This window comes from Burkholderia sp. KCJ3K979, from assembly GCF_016759955.1.
In the GTDB taxonomy this organism is placed as follows: Bacteria; Pseudomonadota; Gammaproteobacteria; order Burkholderiales; family Burkholderiaceae; genus Burkholderia; species Burkholderia orbicola.
Window position 1 is genome coordinate 1 of sequence record NZ_JACFYV010000212.1, and the last position, 11,491, is coordinate 11,491.

General features: G+C 68.8%; 9 protein-coding genes. 7 read left to right on the top strand and 2 right to left on the bottom strand.

Annotated elements, in window-relative coordinates:
* Positions 1-105: 105 nt before the first annotated feature.
* The gene (locus tag H3O04_RS29335; protein WP_027814011.1) at positions 106-3,933 is read left to right on the top strand and encodes a DUF748 domain-containing protein; all 3,828 of its coding nucleotides are present in this window, start codon (positions 106-108) and stop codon (positions 3,931-3,933) included.
* A gap of 68 nt (positions 3,934-4,001) precedes the next feature.
* Here H3O04_RS29335 and H3O04_RS29340 read toward each other — a convergent pair whose 3' ends face one another.
* A complete protein-coding gene (locus tag H3O04_RS29340) occupies positions 4,002-4,223 on the bottom strand; it encodes a hypothetical protein (protein WP_059448952.1) in 222 nt (73 codons plus the stop codon).
* Between the two features lie 250 nt (positions 4,224-4,473).
* Between H3O04_RS29340 and H3O04_RS29345 the strand changes: the two genes are divergently transcribed.
* A complete protein-coding gene (locus H3O04_RS29345) occupies positions 4,474-6,150 on the top strand; it encodes an alkaline phosphatase family protein (RefSeq protein WP_202589009.1) in 1,677 nt (558 codons plus the stop codon).
* Positions 6,151-6,255: 105 nt separating this feature from the next.
* On the opposite strand, the gene H3O04_RS29350 is transcribed toward H3O04_RS29345, so the two are convergent.
* Positions 6,256-7,152, bottom strand: a complete 897-nt coding sequence (locus H3O04_RS29350; protein ID WP_027809408.1) for a LysR substrate-binding domain-containing protein — start codon at positions 7,150-7,152, stop codon at positions 6,256-6,258.
* A 160-nt stretch (positions 7,153-7,312) separates the two neighbouring features.
* On the opposite strand from H3O04_RS29350, the gene H3O04_RS29355 reads away from it, so the two are divergent.
* The 5 genes from H3O04_RS29355 to H3O04_RS29375 form a co-directional block, all read left to right on the top strand.
* Complete coding sequence (locus H3O04_RS29355; RefSeq protein WP_202589010.1) at positions 7,313-8,164, top strand: ABC transporter permease; 852 nt, start codon at positions 7,313-7,315, stop codon at positions 8,162-8,164.
* A 7-nt stretch (positions 8,165-8,171) separates the two neighbouring features.
* Complete coding sequence (locus tag H3O04_RS29360; protein ID WP_202589011.1) at positions 8,172-9,215, top strand: ABC transporter ATP-binding protein; 1,044 nt, start codon at positions 8,172-8,174, stop codon at positions 9,213-9,215.
* 26 nt (positions 9,216-9,241) lie between these two features.
* On the top strand, positions 9,242-10,330 hold the full coding sequence (locus H3O04_RS29365; protein WP_202589012.1) for an extracellular solute-binding protein: 1,089 nt from the start codon (positions 9,242-9,244) through the stop codon (positions 10,328-10,330).
* Between the two features lie 10 nt (positions 10,331-10,340).
* The gene (locus H3O04_RS29370) at positions 10,341-11,171 is read left to right on the top strand and encodes an ABC transporter permease (protein ID WP_012339261.1); all 831 of its coding nucleotides are present in this window, start codon (positions 10,341-10,343) and stop codon (positions 11,169-11,171) included.
* A 76-nt stretch (positions 11,172-11,247) separates the two neighbouring features.
* Positions 11,248-11,491, top strand: a 244-nt coding sequence (locus H3O04_RS29375) for a DNA-processing protein DprA (protein ID WP_237666470.1), incomplete at its 3' end; no start/stop codon positions are given.

Below are 11,491 nucleotides of genomic sequence, written 5' to 3' on the forward strand. Positions count from 1 at the left end.
CCCGACCGCCGTACCGTCACCTCCTGAGCCTATACTTTCGGGATAGCGTGCGCGGCCGCCCGGTTCCCCGGTGCGGCCCGGCATCCATTCCCGAGATATTCAAGCATGGCAAGCGCAGACAAAGAAACCGTACCCTCGACCCTCCATGCCCTCGGTGGCGTTGCACGCTCGCGCCGGACCCGGCGTATCGGCATCGGCGTGCTGATCTTCCTCGTTTTGTTCGGACTGCTCGGCTTCTTCGCGGCGCCGCCGCTGATCCGCCATGTCGCCGAACAGCAGTTGAGCAAGCAGCTCGACCGGCCGGCCACGATTCAGCGCATCGCACTGAACCCGTACACGCTGAACCTCGAAGCCGACGGCATCCGCCTCGGCGAGCGCGGCGGCCAGGGCGACTTCATCGACATCGGCAAGCTCGTCGTGAGGCCGTCGTGGTCGTCGCTGTTCCGCGGCGCGCCGATCGTCAACGAGGTCCGGCTCGATTCGCCGCGCTTTCACGTCGTTCGCTACGACGCGCAGCGCTTCAACTTCACCGACCTGATCGAGAAGTTCTCGTCGCCGACGCCGAAGCCCGACAGCAAGCCGACGCAATTCTCGGTGTCGAACATCCAGGTCAACGACGGCCGGATCGATTTCGACGATCGCCTGCTGAACGAAAAGCACGTGGTCGACAACTGGACGCTCGGCATTCCGTACATCGCGACGCTGGCCTCGAAGACCGACATCTTCGTCGAGCCGAAGCTGCGCGCGCGCTTCGACGGCAGCCCGATCTCGATCGACGGCAAGACCAAGCCGTTCGCGCAGTCGCGCGAATCGGAGATCGCGCTGAAGTTCGACCGCCTCGACGTGCCGAAGCTGATCTCGTACGTGCCGGCGAAGCTGCCGGTGGCCGTGACGAGCGGCCTGCTCAGCAGCAACCTCACGGTCAATTTCGTGATGAGCGGCGAGACGCCCGCGCTGCGCGTGTCGGGCACCGTCGACCTGAGCGACGCGAAGGTGACCGACCGCGCGTCGGCGCCGCTGTTCGCCGCGCGCGGCGTGCACATCGCGGCGGCCGGGCTGGAACCGCTGCGCAACGCGATGCACTTCGACGAGATCCGGCTCGACCAGCCGGTGGTCGATCTGTCGCGCGACAAGCAGGGCGTGCTGAACGTCGAGAAGCTGGTCGCGCAACCGGCCGCCGCGCCGAAGGCCGCAGCCGGCAAGCCGGGCGCGTCGGCCGTCGCCGTTTCCGGTGCGTCGGCCGCGTCTGGCGCCACCGTCGCCGCCGCCAGCGGCGCGAAGGCCGAAGGAAGCGCCGCCGCGAAGGCCGCGCCGCCGCTCGACCTGACGATTCGCCATGTCGCGATCGACGGGGGCACGATCAACGTCGACGACCGCGTGCCGGCGACGCCGACCGCGCTGTCGCTGACGAAGCTCGCCGCGACGCTCGATGGCTTCTCGCTGCAGGGCAAGACGCCCGCCAAGTACACGCTGTCGACGTCGCTGTCGCGCGGCGGCGACGTGAAGGCCGAAGGCGCGTTCAACCTCGCCGCGAAGCAGGCCGACACGAAGCTGACGGTCGCTGCGCTCGCGCTGCCGGCGCTGCAGCCGTATCTCGGCGAGGCGACGCGCGCGCGCGTGCTCGACGGAACGCTCGGCGCGACCGTCAACGCGAAGACCGACTGGGGCAAGACGCCGCTCGCCGCGGAAGTCGCCGACAGCACGGTCAGCCTCAAGTCGCTGAAGATCGCCGCGCCGGACAACAAGGCGCCCGCGATCGTGCTGCCCGACGCGAGCGCGAAGATCGCGAAGATCGACGTCGCCGCGCGCACCGCCGAGATCGCGAGCGTCGACACGAGCGGGCTCGCGCTTGACGTGAAGCGCCTGAAGGACGGCAAGATCGACCTCGCGGCGCTGGCCGAACCCGCGCAAGCCGCGGTGCCGCCGCGCACGGTCGCGCGCAAGGCCCAGGCCGCCGCGCCGTCGTGGCACTACCGGATCGACGCGCTGAACGTGAAGGAGGCGTCCGCGAACTTCACCGACCTGTCGACGCCGCGCCCGGTGAAGCTGGCGATCAAGCCGCTGGAGCTGTCGGTGCAGAAGGTGAGCGACGACCTGACGAAGCCGCTGCCCGTGCAGCTGAAGGCGACGCTGAACCGCAAGGGCTCGCTGAACGTGTCGGGCGACGTGACCGCGCAGCCGCTGAAGCTCGGCCTGAAGATCAACGGCAACCGCCTCGATGCGGCCGCGTTCGAGCCATACTTCGGCAGCGCGCTGAACGCGACGATCGCGAGCGCGCTGCTCAACGCGCAGGGCAACCTGACGTTCGCGCAGGTGAAGGACACGCCGCGCGCGACCTATCGCGGCGACCTCGCGCTGGTCGACGTGCGGATGCTCGACAAGGCAACCTCCGACCCGTTCGCCGGCTGGCGCTCGCTCGCGCTGTCGAACCTGAAGGCGAACTACGACGAGAAGGGCACCGACGTCGACGCCGCGCGCGTGACGTTCTCGAACTTCTACGGCCGCGTGCTGCTCGACGCGCAGGGCCGGCTGAACCTGAAGGACGTGGTCGCGAAGGAGACGGGCCCCGCGCAGTCGCTCACGCGCGACGCGAGCAAGGGCGAGCCGGTGCCGCTGTCGCCGGGCGTGACGCCGCCGGCCGCCGCGCAGGCCGCCTCGGCCGCGGCCGCGCAGCAGGCGTCCGTGCCGGCCGCCGCGTCGGCGACGGTGGTCGTGAAGGCCGCGCCGCAGCCGCAGAACCCGGTGCGGATGCACTTCGGCGAACTGCTGCTGCAGAACGGCCGCGTCACGTACACGGACAACTTCATCAAGCCGAACTACACGGCGAACCTCGTCGCGATCAAGGGCACGGTCGGCGCGTTCGGCACGGATTCGACGACGTCCGCGCCGGTCGACGTCGCCGCGAACCTCGCGGGCAACGGGCCGATTTCGATCAAGGGCTCGGTGAACCCGCTGATCGAGAAGCCGGCGCTCGACCTCACGGCCACCGCGCACGACATCGAACTGACCAACCTGACGCCGTATTCGGCGAAGTACGCGGGCTATCCGATCACGAAGGGCAAGCTCAACGTCGACCTGCACTACCAGCTCGCGAACGACCAGTTGTCGGCGAACAACCACATCTTCATCGACCAGCTGACGTTCGGCGATCGCGTCGAGAACGACACCGCGACGAAGCTGCCGGTGAAGCTCGCGATCTCGCTCTTGAAGAACACGCGCGGCCAGATCGACGTGAATCTGCCGGTGTCGGGCTCGCTGTCGAATCCGGAGTTCAGCGTCGGCGGGCTGATCTGGCACGCGGTGCTGAACCTGATCGCGAAGGCCGTCACGTCGCCGTTCACGCTGCTCGCGAATGCGTTCGGCGGCAGCGGCGGCGAGGATCTCGGCTACGTCGAGTTCGCGCCGGGCTCGTACGCGTTGACCGACGCGCAGCAGAAGAAGCTCGATACCGTCGTGAAGATGCTGACCGAGAAGCCGTCGATCCGCCTCGACCTGATCGGCCGCGTCGATCCGGCGCAGGACACGCCGGGGCTGCGCGACGCGTACGTCGAGCGGCTGGTGCGCCAGCAGAAGCTGAAGGACGTGGTCGGCCAGGGCGAGAGCATCGATCCGATGTCGGTGAAGGTCGACAAGGCCGAATACTCGAAGTACCTGACGCGCGCTTACAAGGCCGCCGACTTCAAGAAGCCGCGCAACTTGGTGGGCCTGCAGAAGACGCTGCCCGATGCGGACATGAAGCAGGCGCTCGCCGATCACGCGCCGGCCGACGACAACGCGCTGCGTGCGCTCGCGCAGCAGCGCGCGCAGGCCGTGCGCCAGTATCTCGACGGCAAGATCGATTCGAGCCGCATGTTCGTCGTCGCGCCGAAGCTCGACGCGAAGGGCATCTCGGACAAGGGCGCGACGACCCGCGTCGACTTCGGGCTGCAGTAAGCGTTACCGCCGCCCGTCATCCCTCATCCGCCGCCGTGCCCGCACCCGTCGGGCGTGGCGGCTTTTTTTCAGCGTTCGGCGATCGCCGGTTCGCGCTTGTCCAGCTCCTTCCTCGCGGCCAGCGGCAGACGCGCGTCGTCCCACTGCGTCAGCCATTCGACTTCTTTCGCGGTAAACACCTGTCCGTAGTTGCGCAACGCGTACTGCAGCGCGTCGACGACGTGATGGCGAATGATTTCGGGGGTACGTGCATCGTCCAGCACGAACCGGAGAGCTTCCAGGGTTGACATAGTCGTGCTCCGGGTCAGGGAAAACCCTTTATCACACGCCAATAGTCGCGGGCCAAGTCGAAAAAAATCCCGTCGCACGAGCCGGCGCACGCGAGGGCCGCGGATTGCGACCCCTTCATGTCATTTGCGATTGGTTACGTTTGACAGAGAACAGAAAGCCCCGCTTCATCCGACCGCCGCACGGCCCGGCGATATTTTGCGCGCCTGATGGCAGGTCACGCGGTTCAACATCAATCGATGAGGTGGGGTGATGATTTCCAGGTTCGTCAAGCAACGAAACATGGCGGTGATGGTGGCGGGTGCGCTGGCGCTCGCAAGCGCGGGCGTGTACGCGGCGCAACAGGACGGTAACGCTCGGGGCGAGAGCAACGGCCGGCCGAGCCGCGTCGTGAAGCACGTGCTGCTGCTGAGCATCGACGGCCTGCACGAGCAGGATCTGGCGCGCTGCATCGGCGCGAATACGTGCCCGAACCTCGCGGTGCTCGCGAAGAGCGGCGTGACGTACGCGAATGCGTACACGCCGGGGCTGTCGGATTCGTTCCCTGGCCTCGCCGCACTGGTGACGGGTGGCTCGCCGAAGACGGCCGGCCTGTTCTACGACGTGTCGTACGACCGCAACCTGTACGCGCCGAGCGACACGACGTGCTCGGGCAAGCAGGGCTGGAACGTCGTGTTCGACGAGACGACCGGCATCGATGCGCAGAACGGCGGCGCGCTCGTGCACCTCGACGGCGGCGGCGCGTTCAATCCGCAGGCGATCCCGCATGCGAAGGTCAACGGCCAGTGCGTGCCGGTCTACCCGCACGACTACGTGAAGACCAACACGGTGTTCGAGGCCGTCAAGGCCGGCGTGCCGAATGCGCGCACCGCGTGGGCCGACAAGCACGCGTGGGGCTACGACTGGCTGAACGGCCCGTCGGGCACCGGCGTCGACGACCTGATGCGCACCGAGATCAATTCGATCGACCCGGCGACCAACACCGACTATACGGACGTCTACTCGCATACCGCGCGCTTCGACAACCTGCACGTGCAGGCGCTGATCCGCCAGATCGGCGGCCGCGATTCGACCGGTACGAAGACCGCGCCGGTGCCGACGCTGTTCGGTGCGAACTTCCAGACGCTGAGCGTCGCGCAGAAGGCGCCGGTCGCGAAGGGTGGCGGCTATCTCGACGCCGACTTCACGCCGAACGGGCAGGTCGCGAACGCGATCACGTATGTGGACGACGCGATCGGCCACGTCGTCGCGGCGCTGAAGCAGGCGAACCTGTATTCGTCGACGGCTGTGATCGTCACGTCGAAACACGGCCAGTCGCCGAGCGATCACACGAAGCTCGTGAAGAACGGCGACACGCTGACGAAGCTGCTCGAAGCGAACAATTTCCTCGACCCGAACGGCAACTTCGGCCAGAACAACACGACGACGGGCAACCTGAACGACGGTTCGGGCCTGGTCGGCACGGGCTTCGTGCAGACCGACGACGTCGGGCTGATCTGGCTGCGCGACCGCGGCCAGCGCACGGCCGTCGTGCAGGCGCTGAAGGCGAATCTCGGCTGCAACGCGCCGGGGATCTGCGCGGACGGCCCGCAGGCGTACGTGCTGTACGGCGCGGCGCTGGCCGACCGCTTCGGCGATCCGGCCAACGGCCGTACGCCGGACATCGTCGTCCAGCCGAATCCGGGCGTGATCTACACGTCGAGCACGAAGAAGGACGAGGAGCACGGTGGCAACGCGCCGGACGACAGCCACCTCGGCCTGCTCGTGTCGTATCCGGGCATTCATCGTGCGCGCACGGTGAACGATCTCGTCGGCACGAAGCAGGTCGCGCCGACGATCCTCGCGCTGCTCGGCGCCGATCCGCGCCTGCTGCAGGCGGTCGTGGCCGAGAACACGCGCGTGCTGCCGGGGCTCGGTATCGGGCGTTGACGTGATATGCCGGATGCCGCCGTGAGGCGGTGTCCGGACGGCAAGCGGCGCGCGCAGCCATGCGGCGGTGTGCGCCGTTCGTTTCAGGGGCGGCGCCGTGCCGCCTTACGCGCACGCCGCTTCGTCCAGCATCCATTCCCTGAAGCGCCGCAACGCCTCGCTCGTGTCGAGGCGCTCCGGCGCGTAGCACAGGTAGTGCCCCTGCGCGTCCACGTCGACCGGTGCGTCGAACGGCTCGACCAGCGTGCCCGCCGCGAGATTGTCGAGAATCAGGAAGCGCGGCACGAGGGCGATCCCGAGCCCGGCCTGCGCCGCCTGGATCAGCACCGAATACTGCTCGAAGCGCGGCCCGGCCAGCGCGTTCATCTGCGTCGCGCGATGACGTTCCGCCCATGCGGACCACGCGATCTCCGCCTGCTCGTGCACGAGGCGCGGCGCCGCCGCGGCATCGGCAGGTCCGTGCAGCGCATGCCGGTCGGCGAATGCGCGCGAGCAGACCGGCACGAAGGTCCGCCCGCCCAGATAGTCGCTTCGCACGCCTTCCCATCCGCCATCGCCGTAGCGGATCGCCGCGTCGAGCCCGAACGGAAACACGTCGCCGGGCGCGAGATGACGGCGAAAGCTCAGCGTGACGCCCGGCGCGGCGGCGAGAAAGCGCGTGAGTCGCGGCAGCAGCCACTTGGTCGTGAACGTCGGCACGCTCGCGATCGTCAGCAGGTCGCTGTTCTCCCGTGCGCTCAGCAGTTCGATCGACGCGTTGCCGATTTCGCGCAGCGGCCCGACGACGCGCGCGTGATACACCTGGCCCGCCCGAGTGAGCGCGAGGCCGCGCCCCTCGCGCACGAACAGCTTCACGCCGAACAGCGCCTCGAGGTTCGCGATCTGCCGGCTGACCGCGCTCGGCGTCAGGCCCAGTTCCCGGGCCGCATAGGAGAAGTTCAAATACTTCGCGGACGTGGCGAATGCATGCAGCTCCGCCACGTTCGGATACAGGTGCTTCATCGCGGGTTGTTCCGTCCTTGCACAGGTCGATGCGCGCTTTTTACGTTTTTTTCATGACGATGCCATGTCGAAACCGCACACTGCGCCGGCTTCGACAACGCATGCAGGCCCGTCCGGCAGGCGTTGCGCGAGGTTTTTCCGATCGTCAGCGAGTGTCTTCATGCCTGCGTCAACCACCCCGGCTCCGGCCGACGGTATTCCGATTCGTCGTAACAAACCGGCCCGGCCGCGCGTCGGGCGCCTGCTGCTGCAGGCGCTGCTCGCGCTGTTCGGCCTCTACCTGCTGTTGCCGATCGCGTTGCTGCTGGTTGGTGCCGTGGGCGAATCGTGGACCAACACGTTGCTGCCCGCCGGCGTCACCGGGCACTGGTTCGCCGACCTGGCCGCGAACCGGAGCTTCACGCGCGCGTTCGGCGCGAGCTTCATCGTGGCGCTGGCGTGCTGCGCGCTCAACGCGGTGATAGGCCTGCCGCTCGCGTATGCGCTGCATCATCGCGCCCAGGCCGGCGGCGGGTTCGCGACGCGCATTGTGATGCTGATGCCGGTCGCCGTGCCGGCGTTGACGCTCGGCTTCGGCTACATCGCGATCTTCAGCGGCGACACGTTGCCGTGGCTCGGCACGCTGCCGCTGATGATCGCGGCGCACGCGGTGCTGACGCTGCCGTATCTGCTGCAGACGCTGCTTGGCGACCTGCGGCATCTCGGCCTCGCGCGGCTCGAGGCTTGCGCGGCGACGCTCGGTGCGACGCCGCTGCGCCAGTTCGTCACGATCGTGCTGCCGAACCTGCGGCACAGCCTGTTTTCCGGCCTCGTGATGGTGGCCGCGCTGTCGATCGGCGAATTCCAGATCTCGAACCTGATCGCCGGCTTTCGCTACCGGAACTATCCGATCGTGCTGCTGCAGGCGTTCTACGGCGCGACGGGGATGGCGTGCGCCGCCACCGTCGTGCTGCTCGTGCTCGCCGTGCTGGCGACGCTCGTGTCCGTCGGCACCGTGCAACGTCTGAAGTGAGTCATCCATGAGCCTCGAATTCGAACACGTCAGTTTCCAGTATCCGGGCGCCCGCCATGGCGTCGACGACGTCACGCTGTCCGCCGCGCAGGGCGAACTGCTCGCGGTGATGGGGCGCAGCGGCTCCGGCAAATCCACGCTGCTGCGGCTCGCGGCCGGGCTGCTCGACGGCTGGCGCGGCCGCATCGCGATCGGCGGCGACGACGTGGCCGGCGTGCCCGTGTGGCGGCGCGAGGTCGGGATGGTGTTCCAGCACTACGCGCTGTTCCCGAACCTGTCGGTCATCGACAACGTCGCGTACGGGCTGCGGATGCGCGGCGTCGCGGCCGACGTCCGACGCCGGCGCGCGCTCGACATGCTCGAGCGGGTCGGATTGTCGGCGCACGCGACGCGCGGCATCGCGATGCTGTCCGGCGGACAGCAGCAGCGCGTCGCGCTCGCGCGGGCGCTCGTGATCGAACCGAAGCTGCTGCTGCTCGACGAGCCGCTGGCGGCGCTCGATGCCGGCATCCGTCATCAGTTGCGCGACGAGATCCGCGCACTGCAGCGCGCCTGCGGCGCGACGACGCTGTTCGTCACGCACGACCAGGACGAGGCGCTGAGCATGGCCGACCGCGTCGCGATCGTCGACGGCGGCCGCGTGTTGCAGGCCGGCACGCCGCGCGACCTGTACGAGCGCCCGGCGACCGCCCAGGTCGCGCGCTTCGTCGGGCACTCGACGCTGCTGCGCGGGTGCGTGCTCGCGCACGGCGAAATCGACGTGCGCTTCGCGACGCTGCGCGCGGACACGGGCGCGCATCGGCCGGGTGCGGAGATCGAGGTGCTGGTGCGGCCCGAGCATGTGCAGGCCGATCCGCCGGAACACAGCGCCAACCGCATCGACGGCCGTCGCGGCGAGGTGCGTTACTTCGGCGCGACGCAGCGCTACGACTTCATTCCGGACGGCTCGGCCGACGTGCTGTTGTGCGAGGGGCGCGAGCCCGCCGCGCGCAGCATCGCGATCGACCCTTGCCATCTGCTCGTGCTGCCGGCATCGCCGGACGCGCACTGATTCCTTTCGTTCAACGGAGATTCACGATGTTTGCAGGCTCCCCTCTTGTGAAGGCCATGCGCGCCCGCGTGCTGGCGCTGTGCGCGCTCGCGGCGCTTTCCTGCGCGGCGGCGCAGGCCGCGCCGCTCTACCCGGGCGAAGACGCGCTGTACGCGAAGGCGGCCGACGAAGGGCTCGTCGTGTCGTTCGATACCGGCCCCGAATGGGCGAACTGGAAGGCGCTGTTCGCCGAATTCCGCAAGCGCTACCCGAAGGTCGAGATCACCTACAACGACATCGGCTCGGCCGCGACCGTCGTTGCGCTCGACAAGTCGCGCCGCCGTCCGCAGGCCGATACCGCGTACTACTTCGCGGCGTCGGCGCTCGACGCCGCGGGCAAGGACGTCGTCGCGCCGTTCCGGCCCATCAACTTCGACAAGCTGCCGGGCGTGTTCCGCGCGGCCGACGCCCGCTGGTTCGCCGTGCATTCGCTGAACATCGCGTTCCTCGTCAACCGGAAGCTCGTCAAGAACGTGCCGCAGCGCTGGTCCGACCTGCTGAAGCCCGAATACCGCAACGCGGTGGTCTATCTCGACCCGCGCTCGACCGGGCAGGGCCAGGTCGCGGTGTTCGCGGCCGCGTATGCGAACGGCGGCAGCGTCGAGAACCCGAAGCCGGGCGCCGACTTCTTCGGCAAGCTGAAGCAGGCCGGCAACGTGCTGCGCGTCGAGGGCACGACGCCGTACGCGAAGTTCGTGAAGGGCGAGATTCCGATCCTGATCGGCTACGAGAACGACGGCCTCAAGGCGAAGTACGCGGACGGCATGGGCGACGCGGCCGACGTCGTGATTCCGCAGGACGGCAGCGTGTCGGCGCCGTATGCGATGAGTCTCGTGAAGAACGGCCCGAATCCGTCTGCCGCGCAGCTCTGGCTCAACCTCGTGATGAGCGACGTCGGGCAGGCGCTGTTCGCGCAAGGCTATGTGCGTCCGGCGGTGCCGGGCACGCCGGTCGCAGCGGAAGTTGCTGCGAAGCTGCCGAACGCGCCGCAGGTGCGCCCGCTCGATGTCGCGAAGGCGGCGGCGCGCAAGGCCGAGGTCGACCAGCTGTGGTCGCAGGCCACGCTCGGCCAGTAAGGGGCGCGGGATGCACGCTTCCTTACCCGAGCGCGGCGTGCTGCGCCGCTTCGGCGCGCTGCCCGCAGCGGCGTTGCTCGCGGTGTGCTTCGTGCTGCCGCTGGCCGCGCTCATCGATGCGGCATGCGCGGGCGGCGGCCGCGCGTTCGCGGCGGTGTGGCGCGATCCGCTCGTCGCGGATGCGATCGCGCGCTCGCTGGCGCTGGCGGTGGGCGCCGGCACGCTGTCGGTCGCCGTCGGCGTGCCGGTCGCGTTCGCGCTCGCCGGACAGTCGCCGGCCCGTCGCCACTGGTCGCTCGCGCTGCTCGGCGTGCCGCTGGCGTTTTCCGGGCTGGTGATCGCGTACGGGTTCATCCTCGCATTCGGCCGCGCGGGCTTCGTGACCACGCTGCTGGCCGCGCTGGGCGCCGATCCGACCGTGGTCGGCGGCGCGATCTATACGATGCCGGGGCTCGCGGTCGCCTATGCGTACTACCTGATCCCGCGCGTCGCGCTGATGATCTATCCCACGCTCGCGAATCTCGACCGACGGCCGCTCGAGGCGGCGCTGACGCTCGGCGCACGGCCGTGGCGCGCATGGCTCGACGTCGCGTGGCGCGAACTGTGGCCGTCGGTCGCATCCGCATGGTGCCTCGTGACCGCGATCGCGCTCGGCACGTACGGCACGGCGCTCGCGCTGGCCGGCACGCAGATCAACATCCTGCCGCTGCTGATGTATTTGAAGCTGTCGGACGGGCAAACCGATTTCTCGCAGGCGGCCGTGCTGTCGATCGTGCTGACGGCCATCTGTACCTGCGTTTTGGCACTAGGGGAAGGTCTTGTTCGCCAACGACGTCATTGAATGCGCGTGGTCCGAACCGGCACGCGACGCGCTCGCACGACTCGCGCAACGGCAACGCGGCACGCACCGGCACCGGATGCCGGTCGGCGTGATCGGCCCGCGCGATGCGACGGATGAACAGATGCGGGTCGCGGAGCGGATCGCGCATGCGGTGGCGGCCACGGGTATCGCGCTCGTCGGCGGCGGCAAGCAGGGCGTGATGGAGGCCGCCGCGCGCGGTGCGCACGCGGCCGGCGGCTGCGCGATCGGGCTGTTGCCCGAAGACGATGCGACGCTGGCGAATCCGTACCTGAGCGTCGCGCTGCCGACCGGGCTCGGCA

Coding starts and splice junctions, on each gene's coding strand:
- H3O04_RS29335 (WP_027814011.1), top strand. CDS start 106: ATGGCAAGCGCAGACAAAGAAACCGTACCCTCGACCCTCCATGCCCTC.
- H3O04_RS29340 (WP_059448952.1), bottom strand. CDS start 4,223: ATGTCAACCCTGGAAGCTCTCCGGTTCGTGCTGGACGATGCACGTACC.
- H3O04_RS29345 (WP_202589009.1), top strand. CDS start 4,474: ATGATTTCCAGGTTCGTCAAGCAACGAAACATGGCGGTGATGGTGGCG.
- H3O04_RS29350 (WP_027809408.1), bottom strand. CDS start 7,152: ATGAAGCACCTGTATCCGAACGTGGCGGAGCTGCATGCATTCGCCACG.
- H3O04_RS29355 (WP_202589010.1), top strand. CDS start 7,313: ATGCCTGCGTCAACCACCCCGGCTCCGGCCGACGGTATTCCGATTCGT.
- H3O04_RS29360 (WP_202589011.1), top strand. CDS start 8,172: ATGAGCCTCGAATTCGAACACGTCAGTTTCCAGTATCCGGGCGCCCGC.
- H3O04_RS29365 (WP_202589012.1), top strand. CDS start 9,242: ATGTTTGCAGGCTCCCCTCTTGTGAAGGCCATGCGCGCCCGCGTGCTG.
- H3O04_RS29370 (WP_012339261.1), top strand. CDS start 10,341: ATGCACGCTTCCTTACCCGAGCGCGGCGTGCTGCGCCGCTTCGGCGCG.